General features: G+C 44.2%; 17 protein-coding genes. 12 read left to right on the top strand and 5 right to left on the bottom strand.

Annotated elements, in window-relative coordinates; genetic code table 11:
* The 3 genes from A8O23_RS14685 (at position 1) to A8O23_RS14675 (ending at position 3,642) form a co-directional block, all read left to right on the top strand.
* Complete coding sequence (locus tag A8O23_RS14685) at positions 1-888, top strand: class I SAM-dependent methyltransferase (RefSeq protein ID WP_066622532.1); 888 nt, start codon at positions 1-3, stop codon at positions 886-888.
* 70 nt (positions 889-958) lie between these two features.
* On the top strand, positions 959-2,560 hold the full coding sequence (locus A8O23_RS14680) for an Ig-like domain-containing protein (RefSeq protein WP_082883082.1): 1,602 nt from the start codon (positions 959-961) through the stop codon (positions 2,558-2,560).
* Positions 2,561-3,132: 572 nt separating this feature from the next.
* Positions 3,133-3,642 (top strand): hypothetical protein, encoded by a 510-nt coding sequence (locus tag A8O23_RS14675; RefSeq protein WP_239693417.1) that lies wholly within the window; start codon positions 3,133-3,135, stop codon positions 3,640-3,642.
* Positions 3,643-3,805: 163 nt separating this feature from the next.
* Here A8O23_RS14675 and A8O23_RS14670 read toward each other — a convergent pair whose 3' ends face one another.
* On the bottom strand, positions 3,806-4,945 hold the full coding sequence (locus A8O23_RS14670; RefSeq protein WP_066622528.1) for a hypothetical protein: 1,140 nt from the start codon (positions 4,943-4,945) through the stop codon (positions 3,806-3,808).
* A 282-nt stretch (positions 4,946-5,227) separates the two neighbouring features.
* Positions 5,228-6,634: an inorganic phosphate transporter gene (locus A8O23_RS14665; protein WP_066622526.1), complete on the bottom strand. Its 1,407-nt coding sequence runs from the start codon at positions 6,632-6,634 to the stop codon at positions 5,228-5,230.
* Between the two features lie 353 nt (positions 6,635-6,987).
* Between A8O23_RS14665 and A8O23_RS14660 the strand changes: the two genes are divergently transcribed.
* Positions 6,988-8,484, top strand: coding sequence for a glycine--tRNA ligase (locus A8O23_RS14660; protein WP_066622524.1), 1,497 nt, complete (start codon positions 6,988-6,990; stop codon positions 8,482-8,484).
* Between the two features lie 509 nt (positions 8,485-8,993).
* On the opposite strand, the gene A8O23_RS14655 is transcribed toward A8O23_RS14660, so the two are convergent.
* Positions 8,994-10,082, bottom strand: coding sequence for a dipeptide epimerase (locus A8O23_RS14655; RefSeq protein ID WP_066622522.1), 1,089 nt, complete (start codon positions 10,080-10,082; stop codon positions 8,994-8,996).
* Between the two features lie 487 nt (positions 10,083-10,569).
* Between A8O23_RS14655 and ileS the strand changes: the two genes are divergently transcribed.
* Both ileS and A8O23_RS14635 read left to right on the top strand, forming a co-directional pair.
* Positions 10,570-14,064: an isoleucine--tRNA ligase gene (gene ileS, locus A8O23_RS21225; RefSeq protein WP_074988391.1), complete on the top strand. Its 3,495-nt coding sequence runs from the start codon at positions 10,570-10,572 to the stop codon at positions 14,062-14,064.
* A 99-nt stretch (positions 14,065-14,163) separates the two neighbouring features.
* Positions 14,164-14,796, top strand: a complete 633-nt coding sequence (locus tag A8O23_RS14635) for a lipoprotein signal peptidase (RefSeq protein WP_066622518.1) — start codon at positions 14,164-14,166, stop codon at positions 14,794-14,796.
* Positions 14,797-14,868: 72 nt separating this feature from the next.
* Here the strand turns inward: A8O23_RS14635 and A8O23_RS14630 are convergent, their stop codons facing one another.
* Positions 14,869-15,462 (bottom strand): hypothetical protein, encoded by a 594-nt coding sequence (locus A8O23_RS14630; protein ID WP_153042220.1) that lies wholly within the window; start codon positions 15,460-15,462, stop codon positions 14,869-14,871.
* 271 nt (positions 15,463-15,733) lie between these two features.
* Here A8O23_RS14630 and A8O23_RS14625 point away from each other — a divergent pair, with 271 nt between their 5' ends.
* From A8O23_RS14625 to A8O23_RS14600, 6 genes are all read left to right on the top strand, one after another.
* Positions 15,734-17,563, top strand: a complete 1,830-nt coding sequence (locus tag A8O23_RS14625) for an ABC transporter ATP-binding protein (protein WP_066622512.1) — start codon at positions 15,734-15,736, stop codon at positions 17,561-17,563.
* Between the two features lie 187 nt (positions 17,564-17,750).
* A complete protein-coding gene (gene rnr / locus A8O23_RS14620; RefSeq protein ID WP_082883080.1) occupies positions 17,751-20,087 on the top strand; it encodes a ribonuclease R in 2,337 nt (778 codons plus the stop codon).
* A 188-nt stretch (positions 20,088-20,275) separates the two neighbouring features.
* Positions 20,276-21,250: a polyprenyl synthetase family protein gene (locus A8O23_RS14615; RefSeq protein WP_066622509.1), complete on the top strand. Its 975-nt coding sequence runs from the start codon at positions 20,276-20,278 to the stop codon at positions 21,248-21,250.
* A gap of 352 nt (positions 21,251-21,602) precedes the next feature.
* Positions 21,603-21,983: a hypothetical protein gene (locus A8O23_RS14610; protein ID WP_066622507.1), complete on the top strand. Its 381-nt coding sequence runs from the start codon at positions 21,603-21,605 to the stop codon at positions 21,981-21,983.
* 66 nt (positions 21,984-22,049) lie between these two features.
* Positions 22,050-22,664, top strand: a complete 615-nt coding sequence (locus tag A8O23_RS14605; RefSeq protein ID WP_066622505.1) for a rhomboid family intramembrane serine protease — start codon at positions 22,050-22,052, stop codon at positions 22,662-22,664.
* 159 nt (positions 22,665-22,823) lie between these two features.
* Positions 22,824-23,249, top strand: a complete 426-nt coding sequence (locus A8O23_RS14600; RefSeq protein ID WP_066622502.1) for a fasciclin domain-containing protein — start codon at positions 22,824-22,826, stop codon at positions 23,247-23,249.
* Between the two features lie 135 nt (positions 23,250-23,384).
* Here the strand turns inward: A8O23_RS14600 and A8O23_RS14595 are convergent, their stop codons facing one another.
* A complete protein-coding gene (locus tag A8O23_RS14595) occupies positions 23,385-24,188 on the bottom strand; it encodes a DUF4249 domain-containing protein (protein WP_066622500.1) in 804 nt (267 codons plus the stop codon).
* Between the last annotated feature and the right edge of the window lie 8 nt (positions 24,189-24,196).

The following is a 24,196-nucleotide window of genomic DNA, read 5'->3' as shown; positions in this document are numbered from 1 at the left end:
ATGAGCTACGAACGGCTAGACCTTTGCCCCATTTGTTCCAAAACAGATTTTAAGAATTTTCTAGTAGTAAAAGACAAAAGTGTAAGCCAGGAAAGCTTTGTGATAGTACAGTGCGAGAACTGCGGCTTAAAGTTTACTAATCCGCGACCGAATGAAGAGAGCATAGGACCCTACTATGAATCTGAAGGATATATTTCGCACTCAGACACTAGCAAAGGTCTTTTAAACAAAACTTACCGCTTGGTTAGATCAATGGCAGTACGGCGGAAAGTGGAGTTGATAAACCGTTTAGGAAACAAAGGATCCATTTTAGATTATGGATGCGGAGTGGGGTACTTTCTACAGGCATGCCAAAAACAAGACTGGAAAGTTGAAGGGATTGAGCCCAATGAAGTGGCTAGACAGCAAACTGAAGAAAAATTAGGAAAGCCGCTGTACCGAGGCAAACTTGAGGAATTAGAAACAGAAAGCTTTGAGGTAGTGACCCTATGGCATGTTTTAGAACACGTGCACACGTTGAATGAAACGCTTCAAGCTCTCATAAAAGCAACAAAAAAGGGAGGGCATTTGATCATTGCTGTCCCTAATGCTGATTCTTACGATGCCAAAAAATATGGAGCAGATTGGGCGGCATATGATGTACCCCGCCACCTTTACCACTTTAATAAAGCAAGTATGCAGCGTTTATTTAAAAAACATAAACTGCACTTGAAAGAAGTACTTCCAATGAAATGGGATGCTTACTACGTAAGTATACTAAGCGAAAAGTACCGCCACGGGCAAACAAAAATGCTGGGTTCATTCTTTACTGGGTTCAGGTCAAATCTGTACGGTGCTAAGAACGATAACTCTTACTCAAGCCAAATTTTTATTGCAGAGAAAAGATAAAAGTAAAACACACTAAGTACAATGACCTTATAGTTTAGGCTATAAGGTCATTTCCATTTTAAAGCAAAAAATGAAAAATCAGGTAATAAACGCATGTATAGGCATATGCTTATTGATTATATACGGCTGCGCAAGCATTGGAAGCCCAGATGGAGGGCCAAGGGATTTAGAGCCACCAAAATTGGTAATGTCAAATCCTAAGAATGGAACAACCAATGTAAACCCGGAAAAAATAGTGCTCGTTTTTGATGAAGCCATTCAGGCACCTGATCTGGCGCGTCAGTTATTGATAGCTCCTTTCACTGATAATACCTATAAAACAAAAATAAAAGACGGTACCGTTGAACTTACTTTTGCTAAACCTTGGCAAGAAAACACCACCTATAGTCTTAACTTCAGAAAAAGCATAACCGACATTACAGAGAAAAATGCAGCAAAAGGTGTTGTATTAACCTTTAGTACCGGTAATTTTTTAGATTCTGGCCAGGTTAGCGGGAAAGTTAGTTATGTATTCAATGCAACGCCACCTAAGGAGGCAAGCGTCTTGTTATATCCAGCTAGTGATACAGGTCAGGTTAAAAGAGGTAAACCACTTTATGTTACTCAAACAGACTCTAGTGGTGTATTCCAGTTCAACTACGTGAAGCGAGGAAATTACTACATCTATGCATTAACTGAAATAAACAATAACCTGCAGTATGACAATGAAAAGGAAGCCATTGCCTTCACACAAGATTCAATTGCAATAGAGCCTACCGTAACAGATGTCGACTTAAAACTGCATTACCAAGACAAGACAAAGCCAATAGCTTTAAGCAGAAAAAGTTATGCTGACGCGTATGATATAGAATACACTGAAGGAATAGCCAGAGTGAGCATAAATAAGATAAATCCAGAAAATACAACTGAGCTAAAATGGTTGCTGGTTAACTCAGGTAAAACATTGCGTCTCTTTCCAAATTCCGCAGATGAAAATAGATGGCTTATTGAAGCTCAAGACAGTGCCGGCAACACTAAAATAGATACCGTAGGAATAAGATTGGCAGGAAACAGATTAGGAAGATCAATAAAAAGCTTCCAGATAAGCAATGGAACCTCCATAGTTCCAGGTGATACACTAAAATTAAGATTTGAAGTTCCAGCCACATTAGTCAATACAGAAGGGGCAGTTACCATCATTGCAGACTCCGCAACAACAATCACAACAAAGAGTGCAGAACAGCTGAAGTTCAACCAAGACCAAACAGAACTGAGCATATTAATGCCTCTAACGGCTGCAAAAGAAATGAAAGTGCAGATTGACACAACTAAAATTGTGCCCTTTAGCGGACTTCCTTTTAATGCCTCTACACAAACAATACAGGTAGCAGATAGGGCAAATGTGGGTAGTCTAAAAATTAATTTGAAAACTGAAGAAACAAGTTTCAATGTACAGCTACTAAAAGACAATAAAATAGTAAGGGAAACAAGAAATAAGAAAACGGTGAAGTGGGACAACCTACAGCCAGGAACGTATCAAGTTCGTATACTGGTAGACAAAAACAACAATGGTGTCTGGGACAACGGAGATCTAGCCAAACGCCAATTACCAGAACCAGTTATTCTACACCCAGCAAAATTTGAGATCAGAAGCAATTGGGAAATAGTAGAAGATAACCCTATCAGCTTCTAGAATAAAAATAGAAAGCCAAAAAAAGAGAGGTCTCCACAACAAGTGGAAACAACGTGGATAAATGTGGAGAAAGTTCGGGAAAACAAGGGCAAAAGTCTGATAACACAAGAACCATTAAGGCTCAACAACCGGAGCGAGAGTCAAAATGTGAGAAAAGGTGAATAAGATTCACAAAAATGAAGAGTTATGCACGTGCTCATAAGTTTGGAGCTTTATACACCAAGCCAAATGTGAAAAAGTGGAAATCACAGATAACTCATTGATCAATAAAGAAGAAGAATCCACATAAAAATTAAGGAATGTGAATGTATATGCTTTTTATAAACAGAAGCGGGGATAAAGTTTCATCTGATCCACTTATCCACTTGTGCACAGGCCTAATGATGAAAAAGATTCTTTTTAAGAAAAATTGATTTATAATAGATATCAAGTGGACTTCGTGGAAAAGTGGGAAAAGCCGCCCAAATCAAGCAAGAGAAAGGGGAGCTGGGGCGCGAGTGAAAAATGAAGCAGCGCGTTTAGTCAGATTTAATGTTGATTAAAATCTATTTTTGACTAGTTTTATAAAAATCATGTCAAAAACAGACGAAAGAGCAATTACCATGGAATTAGAAAAACAGCAATTTGATAATGAAATACAGCTCGGCCGCGGGATAGGGGACTTGACCTTTGGGTTAAGCATGGAGCAGGTAGAAGACATCATGGGAGAGCCTGAGGAAATTGAAGAGTCTAGCGAGGAAGATGAGTTTGAGCACAAGGCGTTCAACTACTGGGACACCGGCTTCTCTTTTTACTTTGACAAAGAAGATGATTACCGCTTGAGCTGCATAGAAACGGCAAACCCTAACGTAACCCTGTGGGGAAAGAAGATCTTTGAATTAAGCCTGCAGGAAGTAGAAGACTTGTTCAAAGCCAATGGAGTTCAGTCGGTAGAAAAAGAGAAGATTGAAAACAACGTTACCTGCCTTTCTTACGAAAAAGAAATGATTGACCTTTATTTTGAAGAAGGGAAGCTGTTAGCTGTCAATTTTGGCGTACACATGGATGATAATCTGGAGGTGCTGTGGCCAGCAGGCAGCTAAGCTGAAAGATTAATTATAATCACTATAAAAGAAAAGGCCGCTACTGCGGCCTTTTCTTTTATAGTGATCAACCTGTTGTTTTAAGAGTTTTTATTTAAAAACCTTAAAAAAGAAAGAGCCCGCTGCAAATACAGCGGGCTCTTTCTTTTTAAGAAGCTAACCTCTATTCATCGAAGAGGAAAGCTTTTATTTCTGCCTGAATAGCTGGGTTGATGGCAATGGCTAGAATTACTGAAATAATTAAACCTATAGAAACTGAAAAGATATCGCGTCCAATCAATTTAAAGGTCTTAGAGAATTTTGAGGTAGATTCTCTTGATCTGATGCGAATTCCGAGTTCTCTACCCGCTAACAGACCCACAAACACCCATGTTGTACTCATAGGAATGTTGTTTATCTCTTTGAAGTAGTAAAGAATAATAGAATACACTAAGTCAATGATAGTAGCACTGCGTACGTCTCTTACCTCAGATTTCTCATTGATAATATTTTGGATTTTCTCTCCACGCATGTAGAACAGGTATGCCAACCCGAAGAAAATAAAGCTTGCGAAGGCTACAAATTCCCAAACGTTCAACTGACGGGGCAGATATACCGCAATGTTGGCCAAGTCCTGAGCCAGCCATGTATGCCACAAGAAGCCACTGATAATCCACTGAGCCCAGATCCAGGCATTGTGAGCCTGGCCTTTAACAAGCCTCTTCAAGACCTTTGAAAGAAGCAGATAGATAAGTAAAGCAGCTACAAACGCAGCCACATAACCCATCAAGCTCTTATTCACCATGCTAAATATCGCACCTGAGTCAATGGTGAATACACTCAAAAGCATGAAAGTGGTAGATACAGGTATTCTGAAGCGTGTAAGCAGCAAAAGAATAACTGGGGCAGCCAACTGCAGATACACAAAGTTCTCTGGGGTATCTGCAAACCCTTTAGAGGCTAAACGCTGGTAGGTAACATCTCCGTTAAAGACATACCAGCTGTAAAAAACAGTAGCCAGAAAAATACCGCCCATAAAGAGCCACTGCCAGTACCACTTCTTGTCTTCATTGGAAACTATGAAAGTACCAATGGTCTGAATACTGTCATTGGCAATGGCTGAGTAGCCGGCAAATGCAAAACCTACCCACATAGCCACAGGAGTATACGGATAAATAATACCAGACAGAATAAGGGCAAAGGCAATGAAATACAGGAAGGGCTTTTCTTTTCGGAGCACGATATCCAGCAAACCAGTCCGTTTCCTGAATTTGTAGGGTTGGGCGGGTACTAATGAACCCTTTCCCTTTCTTCTTTTAGCCATTAAATGAGTGAGTTAGAATTTTTGTTCCTGCAAAATTACTATAAGATAATGGTCCTAATGTTACGGTAATGTTAAGTACATACGCTAAAAGTTTAGCCTCGGTAAAGCTCTATTGACACAATGATGAAATAAATCTCTAAATGAATGTCTCAATACATAATGAAATATATTTAAGAGAAAAGAAGTAGCAATTGGAAGTGCAGATCATTAATAAATAAGGCTAACAAAAATGCCCCTGTAGGAACACAGGGGCATTTTTATGATGATTATGTAAGATTATAGCTAATCAAGAAGCCACCTGAAAATAAAGAAAAGGCTCCCTGACAAAAACATTGAAACGGGTAACGTAAGAAACCAAGCTAAAGTGATGTTTCGTACTGTTTCAAGATTTAAATTTTTCATTCCTTTGTTTGCCACCATACTACCGGCCACTCCCGAAGAAAGTATATGTGTTGTGCTAACCGGTAACTTAAAGATAAGTGTAGAAAAACCAATTACACTGGCTGCCATAAATTCGGCAGAGGCTCCTTGGGCGTATGTCAGGTGCTCCTTGCCAATTCTTTCACCAACAGTTTTAACAATTCTTTTCCAGCCAACCATAGTACCAAGACCCAACGAAAGAGCGACCATCATCAACACCCAATCAGGTGCGTATTCAGTGAATGAACGCATTTCAGTAACTCCTTCTCTTAGCAACTGTGTTTCTTCTTTACTCAACATAGCATTTGGGTTATTCAGAAACTTATCTGCTCTGGTTGAAATAACAAGAATATTGCGTCTTAACTTAAAAGGAGAATCTTCAGCTAGAGAAGGCATGTCAGAGGAAGCAGCAAAAAGATCCATCATTTTATGAACTTCTTCCTTTAACTGGTCTAACTGCTGTGCATTAGCCGCAGACAATGAATTACGATCTATTCTGTTCAAGCCTTTCTCTACTTTAACAATAGACTGCTGCATCTCAAACGGATTTCTGGTGTGGTCCAGAGCAAAGTAGGAAGGAACAATGGCTATCAAAATAAGCATGACCAAACCAACTCCTTTTTGACCGTCATTAGAGCCATGGAAAAAAGAAACCAGGGTGCAGGTAATAATTAGAATTAACCGAATCCAGAGGGGAGGGGGCTTGCGTTTGTGAGGTTGCTTGAAAATGGTCTTGTTTTTCACATACCGCTTTAACACAAACATTAGCAAAATGGTCAAAGAAAAACCAAGAATAGGAGAGACAATTAAAGACAAACCTGTTCTGGATGCTTCTGACCAAGCAAAAGTGGCTTCAGTAGTGCTTGGTAAAAGAGAGTATCCGATACCTAATCCTAATATAGACCCAATCAAAGTGTGCGAACTTGACGAAGGCAAGCCTAAATACCAGGTTCCAAGGTTCCAAAATATGGCGCTGAACAAAAGAGCACCTATCATAGCCACTCCGTGCCAAACATCTTGGTCTATCAGGGTTTCAATAGGTAACAGATATACAATGCCCATGGCCACTCCAATACCTCCAGCAAAAACACCAATAAAATTCCAGAAGCCAGACCATATAACCGCGGCCCAAGGACGAAGGGTGTTGGTGTAAATAACAGTAGCTACGGCATTGGCGGTGTCATGAAAACCGTTGATAAACTCGAAAAAGCAGGCGGCAGCCAGGCAAAGAATTAATAGAACAAGTAATCCTGTCTCTAAGCCAAACATAAAACAATAGGTGAGAAAAAAGCAGACAAAGGTAACGTAAAGAAGAAAATAGATAAGTTATCAAATTGTAAACTCTAAAGCTCCTATATAAAGTGGTTCCCATATATGTATTGGGTAAATGAAATGCTGAAGGAGCCTGTATATTAAAGAAAAAGATAGTTGCTGTTCATTTAAAAGAAGGTGAGAAAGTATTTGATGGGTTATTTCAAACAGCACTGCCTTTTACTGCACACTAATACAAAGGCAATTGGGTAAAGAAATTTTGTGCTTTTTAAAAACAAGTTCAGGTAAAACATCATCAAATGAAAAGCTTATCTTGAGGTTGTGCTTTAGAATCCTCTATATTTGCGATTATGAGCAAACAAGAGAAACAGACTGAGAACGCGCAGTTAAAAGATATTATCTCGCATGCCAAGGAGTACGGATTTGTTTTTCCTTCCAGCGAGATTTATGACGGTCTGCAGGCCGTGTATGACTACGGGCAGAACGGAGTAGAGCTAAAAAATAACCTCAAGAACCTGTGGTGGAAAGCCATGACGCAACTGCACCAAAATGTAGTGGGCATTGACGCTTCCATATTCATGCACCCGCTCACCTGGAAAGCATCGGGTCATGTGGATTCATTTAATGATCCCATGATTGATAACCTCGATTCTAAAAAGCGCTATCGCGCTGATGTATTGATTGAGGAAAAAGCTGCCGAATACGAGAAAGCCGGTGATGTGGATAAAAAGCAAAACCTGCTGAATCAAATGGCGCGTTTGCTGGAGGCCGAAGATCTGAAAGGCGTGCAGCGATTAATTATCTCAGAAAACATAAAGTGCCCAATTTCAGGCACCTGTAACTGGACAGAAGTCCGTCAGTTCAACCTGATGTTCTCCACACAGGTAGGTTCCGTGGCCGAAGACTCTAGCACTATTTACCTCCGCCCCGAGACTGCCCAGGGAATTTTTGTGAACTTCCTGAACGTGCAGAAATCGGGTCGTATGAAAGTGCCTTTTGGGATTGCCCAAATTGGCAAAGCTTTCCGAAATGAGATTGTGGCTCGTCAGTTCATTTTTAGAATGCGCGAGTTTGAGCAGATGGAAATGCAGTTCTTTGTTCGCCCTGGCACCGAAATGGAATGGTACCAGCATTGGAGAACTGTTCGCCGCCGTTGGCATGAGGCTTTGGGCGTTCCTTCTGAAAAGCTTCGCTACCACGACCACGAAAAGTTGGCTCACTACGCTAACGCCGCCGTTGATATTGAGTTTGAGTTCCCGTTCGGTTTTAAAGAAGTAGAAGGTATTCACTCCCGTACCGATTTTGACCTGACCCAGCACCAGGAACTTAGCCGTAAAAAGCAGCAGTACTTTGACAACGACCTGAACGAAGACGGTAAGCCATACGGAAACTACGTGCCATACGTAGTGGAAACATCGGTAGGCGCTGACCGTCTGTTCCTGATGACGCTGTGCAATGCGTACCAGGAAGAGGAAATCACGGAAGGCGAGAACACTAAAACCCGCACCTTCCTGAAGTTCCATCCAGCTATTGCCCCAGTAAAAGCCGCTGTTTTCCCGCTGGTGCGCAAAGATAGTTTGCCAGAGAAAGCCCAGCAAATCTTTGATGATCTGAAGTTCGATTTCAACGTGATCTATGAAGAGCGCGACGCCATAGGAAAACGCTACACCCGCCAAGACCTGATCGGTACGCCGTTCTGTATAGCCGTTGATTACGAGACCCTTGAGAACGACACCGTGACCGTACGCGAGCGCGACAGCCGAGAGCAGAAGCGCATGCACATTTCGGAGCTTCGCCAGTACATTGGTGACGCCGTGAGCTTCAAACGTATTTTCGAGAAACTTTAAATGTCTGTTTTAGGTCTGTTTTTCTGAAAATAAGCCTAAAACAAAATTAACAAAAAAGGCGCTTCCAATGCGGGAGCGCCTTTTTTGTTGTGGATACTACCAAGTGGATAAGAGGAAGAAAAATAAGTTGCTAACAGTAAAAGCGCCCCCTAAATGCAGATTCCCCCTTTTAAGGGGGTAGGGGATGTTTACACTTGCCAATTATGGCGTTCCCTGTAGGGACAGGTCGCGACCTGTCCTTTGCGGATGCCCCTACAAATTCCATTCATGTAAAGGTTCTGCGCCTGCCGGAGTGATTTTCTTTTCCATAGTAAGCCCTACATCTAGGGCCAGCGTCTCCGGACAGGTCGCGACCTGTCCCTACGATCAGCAATGCGTGATACTTTTGTGTAAACATCCCCCTTCGCCCTTCTAATGGGGAGTATCTGCAATAGTGCCGTAAAAATAAAGAGCGTTTTGGATCTGCTTTTCAGAACGAAGGTCCAAAACGCACTTCAACATTCTAGTTACTACTTCAAAGGACTTTCTAACCAAACCCCGTGCCCAGCCACATCTGAAGACAGAGTTAGATTCTCGCCGTTCTGCTGAAACCCACCGCTGAACGAATGCTCCGCTATAAACAGAGGTGTATCTAAATCAATAAATTCAAACCCTCCAATGCCCGCCGCGAAATGTGCTGAAAAAGTCATGGCCAGAATACTTTCCACCATGCCGCCAATCATTAGTCCAAGACCGTGTACTTGAGCTAACGCTGCCATCTGCAGGGCCTCCAGCACTCCGCACTTCATTAGTTTAATGTTGACAACGTTCGCACTATTATCTTGAGCCAGCCGTGCTACGTCCGCAGCGCTTCGCGCCGATTCATCTGCGGCTATGGGGAAAGGACAGGTAGTTGACAACACGGCTAATTCCTCCCAACTATCCCGTGGAAGTGGTTGTTCCAGCAAAATAATAGGGATTTTGGCTTCTGCTGCCCTGTGGACAAAGGCTTGAACACGCTCCAGATTATACCCGCAGTTTCCGTCTACAATCAAGGTAGCGGAAGGTGCGGCATTGTGGATAGCCTGCAACCGTCGCAAATCATAATCCACATCAGTTCCCTCGGTCTTTACTTTGATCACCGAGAAGCCTCTTTCCACAATTGACTTGGCCGAAGCCGCTGCGTGTGCTTCATCTCCGGCGGTAATGGTGAGATCAGTTTTCAAATAGTTTTTCACTCCGCCAAAGAAAACGTACAGTGGCATTTTGTAATGTTTACACAGCGCATCTAAAATGGCCATCTCTACACTGCAACGGGCAGCTGGCGCCTGCGGCGCAAGTTGATCTAATTCTTTGGCAAGGGTACGCCAGTTTTTCACATCCTTTTGGAGCAAATGCTTTTCCAGTTCCTGAAGCACCAACAGCGTACTTTCCTGCGTCTCACCACTCACGGCCGGAAAAGGAGCAGCCTCGCCCAAACCCGTGGTACCATCTTTTAGCTCAATCTGCACTACCACGTTCTCCACATTATATTGGGTGCCTGTGGCAATGGCAAATGGTTCAAGCAAAGGCAGGTTCAACGGTTGAAAACGCACCGCGGCAATTTGAGTAGCAGACATATCAGCTGTGAATAAGTACAGAAGCAAAGAAAAGCAGGATTTTCAGGATTATTAAAATTTTCAGGATGAAGTCTTTAAAATCTACGCTTTTAGAGACCCATGTTGTAGAGAACTTGGGTAAATTCTGTTTTTGAGATGTTTTTTGAAAAACAGGCTGAAAACGCAAAACCTTTGATGTTTTATCAGAAATGTTTGGAGACTCTAAACAATAAACTAGCTGTTTGAGAAAAACTCGTTTGTCTAAAGGTTCTACAAGTGTCTCTTCCAAACCTGTTTTCAGCCTGTTTTTCAAAAAACTATGCTAAAACGGAAAATCCTGTGAGAATCCTACCACATGTTAATTATTGCTTAACTTTGCTAAATGGACTGATGCGAACGGAACAGTAATATGTTCTCCGCGCCATTCTTAAGGAGTAGCTGCTTCATACCAGCATCGAAACATTTGATAGATTAGAATAACAACACTACACACCATATTTACAAAAAGGTGAAGTACAACGAGTATAAGCAATTAGACTATGCGGGCCTGGCCGAAGAGGTGAGAGCCTACTGGAAAGAGAACCGCATCTTTGAGAAATCAGTGGAGACCCGTGCGGGTCAGCCTACCTTCGTATTTTATGAAGGCCCGCCCTCGGCTAACGGTGCGCCAGGTATTCACCACGTGATGGCCCGTGCCGTGAAAGATATTTTCTGCCGGTACAAAACCTTACAAGGTTTTCAGGTGCAGCGCAAAGGCGGCTGGGATACCCACGGTTTGCCAATTGAACTGCAGGTTGAAAAGGAGCTGGGCATTACCAAAGAAGATATTGGCAAAACCATTTCGGTAGAAGAATACAACGCCCGCTGCCGCGAAACGGTCATGCGTTTTAAAGACCAGTGGGACGACCTAACTGAGCGCATGGGCTACTGGGTAGACTTGAACAACCCGTACATCACCTTTGAGAACGAGTATATTGAGTCTAATTGGGCTTTGTTGAAAAAGCTCTATGACAAAGGCTACCTGTACAAAGGCTATACAATTCAGCCGTTTTCACCAGCGGCGGGCACGGGACTTAGCTCACACGAGCTGAACCAACCGGGCACGTACCGCAACGTGAAGGACACGTCTATTGTCGCGCAGTTCAAGATTATCCACAACCAGAAGTCCACGTTCTTGTTCGAGGGCGACATGGAAAACTACTTCCTAGCCTGGACCACTACGCCCTGGACGCTACCTGCCAACACAGCTTTGGCGGTGGGTAAAAATATTAAGTACGTGCAGGTACAAACCTATAACCCGTACTTATTCACACCTATAACCGTTATTCTAGCCAAAGATTTACTGGGCAAATATTTCTCACCAAAGGCCGCTGAACTAGATGTTGATGATTACAAGGCGGGTGATAAACTAATTCCGTTCAAGGTCATTGGCGAATTCACTGGTGAAGAACTGGCAGGCATTCAGTACGAGCAATTGATGCCGTATGTGCAGCCAGACCCAGAGAAGCCAGCTTTCAGAGTAATTATCGGTGATTTTGTGACCACGGAAGACGGTACTGGTATTGTGCATATCTCCCCAACCTTCGGGGCCGATGACTTTAGAGTAGCTGCACAAAACAACATCCCGCCGCTGTTGGTAACCGATGAAAATGGCAAGCCTTCTCCACTGGTAAACCGTCAGGGCCGCTTCGTGAAAGAAGTGACCGATTTTGCCGGTATGCCGGTGAAAAACTATGATGGCTTGGATGAAAACGCCGCTGATTACAAAAGCACTGATGTGTTGATAGCCATCAAGCTGAAAGAAGAGGGCAAGGCGTTTAAAGTAGAGAAGTACGAGCACAGTTATCCACATTGCTGGAGAACTGATAAGCCCGTGCTGTACTACCCGCTAGATAGTTGGTTCATCAAAACCACGGCCGTAAAGGCCCGCTTAATTGAGTTGAACAAAACTATCAACTGGAAACCTGAATCTACCGGCTCGGGCCGTTTCGGAAACTGGCTGGAAAACTTGGTAGACTGGAACCTATCGCGCTCGCGCTACTGGGGTACACCGCTGCCTATCTGGCGCACCGAAGAGGGCGACGAGGAAATCTGCATCGGCTCGGTAAAAGAACTGGACCGTGAGATTGAGCGCGCCATTGCTGCTGGTGTTATGACAGAGAATCCGCTGCGCAAAGCTGCCGGTGCTAGTACAAAACCAACGGCTCCACAGGAAGATGAGTCTCTGCTAGATAAAGCTGAAGACCTGGTAAAATCTTTAGTAGGCGCCGACGACGAGAACGCGCAGTTCCAATTGCCGGACTTCGACTATAAAGGCTTCGACCTGCACCGTCCTTATGTAGATAATATTGTGCTGGTGAGCAAGAGCGGCAAACCAATGCGCCGTGAACTGGACCTGATTGACGTGTGGTTTGACTCTGGGGCCATGCCTTATGCCCAATGGCATTATCCGTTTGAGAACAAAGATATTTTCAACGCCAATTTCCCGGCAGATTTTATTGCTGAAGGCGTAGACCAAACCCGTGGCTGGTTCTTTACCCTGCACGCGCTGGCCGTAATGCTGGAAGATAGCGTGGCGTTCAAAAACGTAATCGCGAATGGTCTGGTGCTGGATAAGAACGGCAACAAGATGAGCAAGCGCCTCGGCAACGCTATCGATCCGTTTGAAACCATCGGCCGCTTCGGACCAGATGCCACCCGCTGGTACATGATTGTGAACGCGCCTCCGTGGGATAACCTTAAGTTCAACCTGGACGGTGTGACTGAAATCCAACGCCGTTTCTTCGGCACACTTCAAAATACCTACTCATTCTTCGCGCTGTACGCCAACTTAGACGGCTTCACGCTTGGGGGAGAAGAGATACCAGTTGCGCAACGCACCGAAAGTGACCGCTGGATTATCTCTCGCCTGAACACCTTGGTGAAAGAAGTAGCCGGTTTCTATGACGATTACGATCCTACCAAAGCGGCCCGCGCCATACAGGAGTTCGTAGCTGATGAATTAAGTAACTGGTACGTGCGCCTGAACCGCAAACGCTTCTGGAAAGGCGAAGTAAACCAGGACAAAACTGCTGCTTACCAAACGCTGTACACTTGCTTGGAGACTGTGGCTAAGTTGGCCTCACCAATTGCACCTTTCTACATGGATCGCCTGTTCCTGGACCTGAACCGCGTGAGTGGCCGCAGCAAGTCAGAATCAATCCACTTGGAGCTGTTCCCGCAGGTTCAGCAAGACTTGATTGACACTGATCTGGAGCAGCGCATGCAGCTGGCGCAGAACGTATCGTCACTGGTGCACTCGCTCCGGAAGAAGCACACCATCAAAGTACGTCAGCCGTTGAGCCGCATTTTGGTGCCAATTTTAGATGAGAAAATGAAAACCCAGCTGCAAGGCGTGGAAGACCTGATTCTCTCTGAGGTAAACGTAAAAAACCTGGAGTACCTGGAAGACACCACCGGCATTTTGGTGAAGAAGATAAAGCCCAACTTCAAGCGTCTGGGTCAGGTTTTCGGGCCGAAGCTGAAGCTAGTAGCTGCGCAGATCCAGCAGATGGGTCAGGAAGACATCGCCAAAATGGAGCGTGAAGGTTTCTTTGAAATTGCCTTAGGCGAAGATGAAACCACAGTGCTGAGCCGCGAAGATGTGGAAATCATGTCTGAGGACATTCCAGGCTGGTTAGTAGCTTCTGAAGGTGCCCTGACTGTTGCTTTAGACGTAAATATTACGGAGGAACTTAAGCAGGAAGGTATAGCCCGTGAACTGGTAAACCGCCTGCAGAACCTCCGGAAAGACAGCGGTCTGGAAGTACAGGACAAAATACGGGTGATCCTTCAGGAAGGTAATGCCGAAGTTGCTGCAGCGGTACAGTCGTTCGGGCAATACATTTCTGAAGAAGTGCAGGCCCTGGAGCTAAACCTGGTACCAACTATTGCCGAGGCAGATGCCACTGTGTTGGACATGGATGGTTTCACGCTGCCGGTTCGTATTGAAGTAGCGAGGTAATACAATAATCTGGTTACCTTTACATATTGAGTCTACCGCCCGCTGTTTTTGGTCTGTTTTTTGAAAAACAAGCCAAAAACAGCGGGTTAAACGTGAAGCATGAAGTACGCAAAATATTACCTGATTGCCTTAGTGGTGATTGCCATTGACCAGGCGGTGAAGATGTGGGTTCATAATAACATGCAAATGGGCATGAATGGACAAATCCCCGTTTTTGGCGATTGGTTTAAGTTGCACTATACTCTAAACCCAGGAATGGCCTTTGGGGTAGAATTAGGGGGCTCTTATGGCAAAATAATTCTGACCGTTTTCCGGATGGTGGCTATGGTTGCCATTGGTTACTTGGTGTACTATCTGGTAAAGGAGCGCTACCACAAAGGTTTGATCGTTTGCGTAGGTCTAATCTTGGGCGGCGCCATTGGTAACTTGATCGACAGTGTCTTCTACGGTGTTTATTTAGATAATGCTCCCTATGATGCGCCCACGCCTTGGCTCCACGGCCAGGTAATTGATATGTTTTACATTGACATTTGGGAAGGGATTTTGCCGCATTGGATTCCTGTTATAGGCGGCACACCTATGTCTTTGTGGCCAATTTTCAACATTGCAGATGCAGCCATTTTTGTAGGCGTGCTCATTATAGTCTTCAATCAGAATAGATTTTTGAATCCTCCTAAAAAAGAAACAGATATCAACGCTCAAAAAATGGACATTGATATTGTAGAAGCATAAAAGCGAGAGGGCTGCCAATGTTGGCAGCCCTCTCGCTTTTATGCTTCTAGTAACTTGAACTTCAACTAAAAATTAGAAAGAATAGCCCATAGTTAAGCCTGCTGAAAATATAGAGGAACCAGCATTATAAAAGTAACCACTAGCCCGCCAGCCAAAGAATAGTCGGTTGTCGTTATGGAAGTCATTTTCCAACACAATTTTACCCCCGAAATCTCTCTCACGATTGTGTATGAAATGTTCGTCGGCAGTGGTACCCGGTGTACCACTATTGTTGTTTATAGCACCCTGTACCAAGTCAACTTCAGATCGTCTTCTCACTGCCGGGCCAGCTCCAATTTTGATAGTAAACTTATCATTCTCCAGCAAATCAAAGTAAAGTGAGGCATCAAACATCACAAAGGCTTTACGAGAAGTAAAAATCTCTTTACCCTGGTCATATCTAGAGGAGCTGAGATACTCACCTGACAATGAAAAATTCAGGCGGTCAGTTAATTCTCTGGTGTACTGTTGGGTAAAAATGGCTCCGCTGTTGTCGCCTTCCACAATATAGGCAAAGCCAACACCTGTTCTAAAGTTGTTCCGGTACCGAGCCTGCGCTGACACAGTTTGGGAGAGCAAAAGGCAAAATATTCCGCAGGCTATGATTTTAAATAGGAAAGAATTCAAAAAGTAAGAGTTTTTCATAAAAAGGATAATCTAAAAGCCGCTTTAATCTAACAAGAGGTACTGTGCAATACTATTCTTTAAGGGCATAGGTTGTATTTTAGCCGTAGATTTTAGAAGTCATTGGTTTATTCGTCATTTAAAAAATAACTTATGTGGTCTTTAAGGCTTCTGTTTCAGAGAAATTTCTGTTTTAGCCTGTTTTCTGAAAAGTAGCCTCAAAACAGAACCACTCATTTAAGCCCTCACTACTGCTCATTCTCTTTCACCTCAAATGCCTTTGTCTACACCGCTTCTACAAGTAAACCAGCTGCAAATAGAGTTTGCTACTCAGCAGGGTTTGATAAGAGCAGTAGATACTATTTCTTTTCAGCTTCAAAAAGGTGAGACACTGGCCATTGTAGGTGAGTCTGGTTCTGGAAAATCAGTTACGGGTTTGTCGCTCATGCAGCTTATCCAAACTCCGCCCGGACAAATTACTGGCGGAACTGCCCTTTTCAATTCTCCGCAGTTTGGTTCGGTAGATGTGCTGAGTCTACCTGAAAAGCAGATGCAGAAAATTAGGGGGAACGAAATCTCCATTATTTTTCAAGAGCCGCAGTCTTCTCTGAACCCAGTCATCAGTTGTGGGAAACAAGTGGCAGAGGCTTTGTTAATCCACCTCCCAATTTCCAAAGAAGAGGCATATGCACGTACTGTTGCCCTATTGGACAAGGTAAAGCTGCCAAGACCCGAGAAGATTTTCCATAGTTATCCACATCAATTGTCTGGGGGGCAGAAGCAACGGGTCATGATTGCCATGGCCATGGCTTGTCAACCTTCTTTACTTATAGCAGATGAACCCACCACGGCTTTAGACGTGACGGTACAAGCAGAAATACTAAAGCTACTGAACCAACTTAGGCTGGAGCAGGAAATGGCCATGCTGTTCATCTCACATGATTTGGGCGTAGTTTCCGAAATAGCCGACCGTATTTTGGTTATGTACCAAGGCAAAATGGTGGAGGAGGGTACTGTTGTAGATATTTTCACAAATCCGAAACATCCATATACAAAAGCCTTACTTTCTTGCCGGCCTAGCCTTAAAAAAAAGGTTCAAGTGCTGCCAGTGGTATCAGATTTTATGGAAGTTGATGACCTGGGGCAGGTGCGCGAGAAGCCGGTTAAAGTACCTCATTTAATTGGTTTAGCTGTGGAAAAGACAACAAATGAAGTACTCTTTTCCCAGAATCAACAGCCAGAGACGCTTCTCCCGCAACCGCTGCTCCAGGTGAAAGATTTATACGTGGATTACACCATAAGCCGAGGCTTTATTTTTAAAGAAAAAGAGTACATACAGGCTGTAAAAGGTGTTTCTTTTGATGTTTTCCCTGGTGAAACTGTAGCCATTGTGGGTGAATCTGGCTGTGGAAAAACAACTTTAGGGCGCACCTTATTAAGGTTAATAGAGCCTACTGCCGGTCAAATACTTTTCAACGGCGCTGACTGGACTAAACTTGAACCAGAAGACTTGCGGAAGTGGCGGAAAGATTTCCAGATGGTGTTCCAAGACCCTTATGCTTCGCTTAATCCATACATGAGAATAGGTGAGGCCATAATGGAACCTATGCAGGTGCACCGGCTGTTTATTTCTAAACGGGAGCGTAAACAGCGCGCATTGGAGCTACTGGAAACAGTAGGTTTGCTTCCCGAACATTTTCACCGTTATCCCCAAGAATTTTCCGGCGGTCAATTACAACGCATCTGCATTGCCAGAGCGCTGGTGCTGGAACCCACGTGTATCATCTGCGATGAAGTAGTTTCTGCACTTGATGTATCTGTACAAGCACAGGTACTGAATTTGCTCAACCGCCTCAAGCGCGAATTTAACCTTACCATTCTGTTCATAACCCACGATTTGGCAGTAGCCAAGTTTATGGCTGACCGTTTGCTAGTCATGCAAGCGGGGCATATTGTGGAGCAAGGCCCAGCGGAGCAAATTTTCTCGCAGCCCCGGCAAGTGTATACAAAAGCACTGCTGGAAGCTGTACCCACGGGTGAGCTGGAAGATATTTTAACGGCGCAACAGAAACGAAAAGCGTATAAAGCAAGTATAGACGAATAGATATATTTGCGGAACGCTTCTCCTCACAAGCGTTTTACCTTATTTTTCCCAAAACAGGTCTAAAACAGAAACAGATAAGGCATTTCCCTGAAATAGGAAATCAAAAGAAATTTAAAACAAGCAGCTAATAAGCTGTAAAGAGTAGTGCTGCTGAAATAAAAGTTAGCCTACCTAAAATAAGAAATTAATGAGAAGAGAAAGAAAAGGGCCGGGCGCAGGAAAAGATTCTGCCCCTCGGTCTAGCAATACCAGAAAAGACAAAGGCGCACCGCGTCGTAACAAAAGCGGTGGAAGTCGTGGCCAGAACTTGGGCGAAGTATCAAGAGAGGTACTGCTGAATATTTTCAGCCAAAACCCAGACAAAGTATTTACTTACCGCCAACTGCACCGCCGCTTAGGCATTAACAGCAAAGAGGGCCGCGAAGAAGTATTTGCCCTGTTGAAAAACATGCGCAAGAACGGAGAATTGGTGCACCTGCAGGAAGATACCTACACCTTCAACCCTGACTATAGAGGCACCGAACGTACCTCCACTAGAGGAGAGCGCACCAGTGAACGCGGTAGCCGCCGTGATTCTGATAGAAGAGGCGCTACCGTTTCGCGCAGAGGTGGTCCTACCATTGTGGGTAAAGTAGATTTAGCCAACGGGCGCCATGCCTATGTGATCAGTGAAGACAGCGAGCAAGACGTGCGCGTGCCTGTGGAAAAACTCATGTTTGCCATGTCTGGTGACACGGTGCGGGTGCAACTGAGAAAGAGCCGCCGCGCCAATGAGCGTCCAGAGGGCGAAGTGGTAGAAGTTATCCACCGCGAGCGCGAAGAAGTGGTAGGTCGTCTGGAGATGTCGAAAGGCTTCGGGTTTATTGTGCCTGATATGAAGCGCATGTACTTTGATGTGTTTGTGGGCGAGCGCGGCTTAGCCGATGCCCAAAACGGAGACAAAGTGCTGGTACGCATCACAGAATGGCCGGAAGATCCGCAGCGAAACCCAATGGGTGAGGTGATCAGGGTGTTCGGTCCAGCTGGTGAGCACAATACCGAAATTCATGCTATTATGGCGGAGTTTGGTTTGCCATTTGAGTTTCCGGAGTCGGTGGAAAAAGAGGCGAATGCTATTCCAGAGGCAATTACCAAAGAAGAAATTGCCAAGCGCCGCGACTACCGTGACGTGACCACGTTCACCATTGACCCCGCCGATGCAAAAGACTTTGACGATGCTCTGAGCGTGCGTCAGCTGGAAAACGGTAACTGGGAAATTGGTGTGCACATTGCTGATGTTACACATTATGTACAGCCAGGAACAAGACTGGAGAAAGAGGCCTACCGCCGCGCCACCTCGGTGTACCTGGTAGACCGTACCATTCCCATGCTGCCTGAGCGGTTGTCAAACGGCTTGTGCTCGTTAAGACCCAATGAAGACAAGCTAACCTTCTCAGTAGTATTTGAGATTGATGAGAACGCCAAAATTCATGAGTATTGGATTGGCCGCACCATTATTCACTCAGACCGCCGGTTTGCCTATGAAGATGCGCAGCAGGTAATAGAAACTGGTGAGGGCGACTTTAAAGAAGAAATTCTGAAGCTGAACGAGCTGGCCAAAAAATTCAAAGACAAACGCTTCAAAAACGGAGCCGTGAACTTTGAAACCATTGAGGTGAAGTTTAAGCTAGACGAAAACGGCAAACCGCTGTCACTGTACGTGAAAGAGCGAAAAGACGCGCACAAGCTTATTGAAGAATTTATGCTGTTGGCCAATAAATACGTGGCGGAGCATGTGTACAAGATGAAGAAGGGCAAGAACAAGCTGACCATGGTGTACCGTACGCACGGCGCCCCAGATCCTGACAAGTTGGTGAACTTCTCTTTGTTCGCGCGTAAGTTTGGCTATCAGGTAGATTTAGAGGAAGGCAGAGACATCTCAAAAGAGCTGAACAAGCTGGCCTCTTCCACCGAAGGTAAGCCAGAGCAAGGGCTGCTGCAGAGCCTGGCTATCAGAACCATGGCCAAAGCTAAGTATAGCACTGAGCCTGAAGGACATTTCGGGCTGGCGTTTGCGCATTATTCGCACTTCACGTCACCTATTCGCCGGTACCCAGACATGATGGCGCATCGGCTTATTGATCAGTATAACCACGGCAACTACACCGTTGACGCAGAAGAGTATGAAGAGCGGAGCCAGCATTCTTCAGACATGGAGAAACGTGCCGCCGATGCCGAACGTGCTTCTATCAAATTTAAGCAGGTAGAGTACATTAACCAGTTCCTTGGGCATCAGTTCAAAGGAATGGTGTCTGGCCTGACAGAATGGGGTATGTACGTGGAGATTGTGGAGAACAAGTGCGAAGGCATGATTCGTCTGGCAGATTTGCAAGACGATTTCTACGAGCTAGACTCAGCCAATTATCGCATTATAGGCAGAAATAACAAGCGTATTATTTCTTTCGGTGATGAGGTAATGGTGGAAGTAAAAGCCACCAATGTGCTAGAGCGTACCATTGATTTGGAGCTGATAGATGTACTTTAAACAGTGCTGAAATTACGTATAAGCGTTTTCGGGCTCTTTTTTAGAAAAGTGCACGAAAACGCTTTTTTACCTTAAAGCCTAAAACAACAAAGTCTTTTTGCTGATTTTACCGTAGCTTTGACGGTGTAAACAGAGGCCGCTAAGTCTATATTACAGTAGTTTCTGCCCCCAATACTAAATTTATTTCTGTGGATATCTCACAATTTTCTGAACGGATAAATCAGACGCTTTCCACGCTTTCTTACGGAGAGTCCCCCGACAAACTGTATGCCCCTATTCGCTACATGATGAGCCTGGGTGGTAAAAGAGTTCGTCCTGTGCTTACCTTACTAGGAGCTTACCTATTCAATGATGATGTGGAAAAAGCTGTCATGCCTGCTGTGGGCGTAGAAGTTTTCCACAACTTTACGCTCATGCACGATGACATTATGGACCAGGCGCCGCTTCGGCGTGGGCAGGTAACGGTGCACGAGAAATGGAACACCAGCACCGCTATCTTAAGTGGAGACGTGATGTTGGTGCGGGCCTACGAATTTTTTTTAGGTATTGAACCAGAGAAACTTCCTAAGGCACTGCAACTCTTCAGCACCTGCGCAGCGCAGGTTTGTGAAGGCCAGCAGTTAGATATGGAGTTTGAGAGTCGCCAAGATGTTCAGATAGAAGAATATCTGAACATGATTAAGCTGAAAACGGCCGTTTTACTGGGCTTTAGTTTAGAATTAGGAGCCCTGTTAAACGACGCTACCCCAGAAGATGCCCAGCACCTGAAGGAATTTGGCATTAACATGGGCATTGCTTTTCAGCTGAGAGATGATTTGCTGGATGTGTACGGCGACCAATCCAAGTTTGGTAAACGAGTAGGCGGCGACATTCTATCAGACAAGAAAACCTACCTGCTGCTTACTGCTCTGGAAAGAGCTTCGGCAACCCAGCGAAAAGAACTGGAGCAATGGCAAGGGCTTTTAGAGCCGGAACAGACTGATAAAAAAGTAGAAGCCGTAAAAGCCATCTATGACGAGCTGGATATTCAAGGTCTTACCCAAAACCAAATCAACCACTATTTTCAGCGCGGCCTGCACCACCTGAACGAAGTCAACGCTCTAAACAGCAAAAAAGACCTTCTGCGTGGGTTAGCTATTCAGTTGATTGAGCGTGATAGTTAGAATTTGAGCATGAGCAGATTTGAAAGTATGGAGATGTAAAATTGTGGATATGTAATCTTGTTTTCGGATTGTTTTCTGAAAAAAAGGGCTAAAACACATTTTAAATTATCCCTTTCTTCCCTGTTGATATACTTTCGCCCTTTCGCCCTTGTTCGTGTTCTTACCAACTAGACTAGTTCAGTTGACTACTTACATAACAGGTTTTTGTCAGAAGAATGAACTGTAATGCGCTTTCTTCTAAATGAATAACTCAACTACTTGTTGGTGACAACACCAACAAGGGCAGAAGTTTAAGATTCAGGTACTTTAGCTTTTCGCCTTTATGATACTTTCACTGAGAAGTCTTTAGAAAATGGAGTTTCTTAATTCATTGCTCACTGTTGAAGATGAAGAAAGGAGCCAATCAGAAATAATAGGCTGGTGGGAGAAGAGAAGGATTCTGTACAACTTGATTGTGTTAGTCTGCGGATTGGTTAGCCTAGGGTTTATGCAGATTCTGGTATATTTAAGAGAGGGCAGAGGCTTGTCAGTGCATATTGGTATAGTTGGTTTTGCCTTAGTTTGTAATGTCTGCTATACATTAGGTTGGATAACAGAAATAGGTGCACCAAGAGCAAAAACGTATGGCCCGAAAATGTTTAAAGCGGGGCTCTACTTCACCTTGTTCTTTGTTTTTCTTCCGGCCTTTCTCCACGTAGTATTCAGCATTTTAAACCTATTAGAAGGTATTTAGAACAACATAAAGTACGCTTTGAAAAGAACGTACTCTTTTAACTTCAACAAAAGATTTACTTAAAATATGCTTAGCATCACCTTATTAATCATAGCCTTAACTGTAATTGCTTCAATATATGCGTGGCAGAACAGCAACTTAATGGAGAATTGGGTGCATCATCCGCAAAGCGTGGCGCAGGGTGAGTGGTGGCGCTTGTTGACCTCTGGTTTTCTGCACGCAGATTTTATGCACCTCTTCTTCAACATGTACTCGCTGTATCTCTTCGGAAGCGTGGTGGAGAATGTGTTCATCAATGTGTTTGATCCTTTTATAGGTATTGGTTTATATGTGGGGCTATACATTGCAGCCATCATTTTATCTGACTTGCCTACCTATTTCAAACATAAGAACCAGAGCAACTATTATTCTTTGGGGGCATCTGGTGGTGTTTCTGCCATTATCTTTGCCAGTATCTACTTCAACCCGAACACAGAACTCATTATTTTCCCAATACCACTGCCTATCAAGGGCTACATTTTTGGGGCACTGTATCTGTTCTACTCTTACTACATGGGTAAAAAGGGAACGGACGGTATCAACCACAGTGCCCACTTCTATGGGGCTGCCTTTGGTTTGTTAGCTAGTGTACTTCTCATTCCAGGGCATATTCCTACCTTCTTTTCTATGATTTTTGGTTAATTGCACTTTACTAAATATAGCGTTTTTTATCTTTTTCTTAAAACTTTCGTATAGCTATTAGTATAGGCTGATTTAACGGAGGGAGAGATGAGAAATAAATATAATTTTGTAAAGATAGTGATGGTATTATGCTTCTTCCTATGTGTGCAGAGCAGAGGTATGAGTCAATCATTTTTGGCAGCTACAGCGGCATCAGCCAAAGTAGCGACCATAAGCTTAGGAGAAGGGTTAACCAACACTGAAAGCCCACTACTTCTAGAACTAGTTACCAAAGCAGGTTTAATGCCCGTGCTGACTGGGTCAGAAGCTTATACTTTTTTTGCTCCCTCAGAGCAGACCCTACAGCAGTATAAAGAAGCCAGGCCTGAAGTGCTAAAGCAGCTGTTGTCGCAGCATATAGTAAAAGGCACGCTCACTACTTCTGATTTAAAAGATGGTTCTGAACTAACCTCTATCAATGGTAGCACAATTAAAGTGTACCGGAAAAAGGGAGCCGTTATTGTAAATGGAATGCGAGTGAAAGAAGGAGATAAATTATATACCAATGGCGTGTGGCACCAACTAAATGGCTGCTTTACGCTATAACCTTTCAACCTCTTAGTAAGATAAAAGTGAATGTGAAAGGGCTGCCCTAGTTGGCAGCCCTTTTCCTTTGTTTTAAGCTACTGTTTTCAGCCTATTTTAGAGAAAACAGGCTGAAAACGGAAAACACAATTAGTTTTACCTGATAAACTCAGTCTCTACCTTACGTTCCATTACAGATACCGCAGAAGCACCAAAATACCCAATAGCTCCGTTGCTGATGTTGCTGGGGGCATTGGCGGGCGGAGAGTCAAAAGGGCCACCGGTGTAGTACTGCATGCGGCTGAGTACCCGGAAGAATTCGTAACCAGGTCGGTCAATGGAAAGCATTTCTACCCGCAGTGTGTCTCCTAGTTTCAGTTCCTGGCCAATTTCAGGGTCGCCGTAGTTGCCGTCATACAAATCATCATTTATGGCCACCACGTCTCTTTCAGGCTCACTGTTGTAATAAACGTTGAACTTATAGAAGTCGCCTTTGCCAGCTGGTTCTCTGAAGTAAAAGGTGCCATAATACCCCTCTTCTACCTGCGCGTTCCCTTTCTTGAACCGGAACAGGAGCGAATCAATGGGGGGTACGGGTTTTAAGTAGCTATTGGCTGTGTATTCCTGTCCGTTCAGTTGCACCTTTAGATAGTAGGTATTACCCGTTTTGCCCTGCAGTTGACTGGTTTGGTAAAGGCCATTTCCTTTAGAAACCAGCGTTTCTTCAAAGCCTTGGCTGTCAGAAATTTTGACCACCGCGTTTTCATAACCCGGAGCAGCGCCGTTTGCCAAATAGCCTTTGGTAGAAGTAATTCGCACCGAATATGGCCCCGGCTGGTTAGTCACTAAACCTTCAATCACCACTTTTGAGGCGCCCTCAGGCAAATCATAGGAGATAATTTCTTCGCAGCTGCTCAGGAACGGAAGAACGGCGGCAAGTAAGAACAAATACTTTTTCATGATATTTT

Source organism: Rufibacter roseus, from assembly GCF_001647285.1.
In the GTDB taxonomy this organism is placed as follows: Bacteria; Bacteroidota; Bacteroidia; order Cytophagales; family Hymenobacteraceae; genus Nibribacter; species Nibribacter roseus.
The sequence above is the reverse complement of the archived record's forward strand: the minus strand, read 5'-3'. Positions and strand labels throughout refer to the sequence as shown.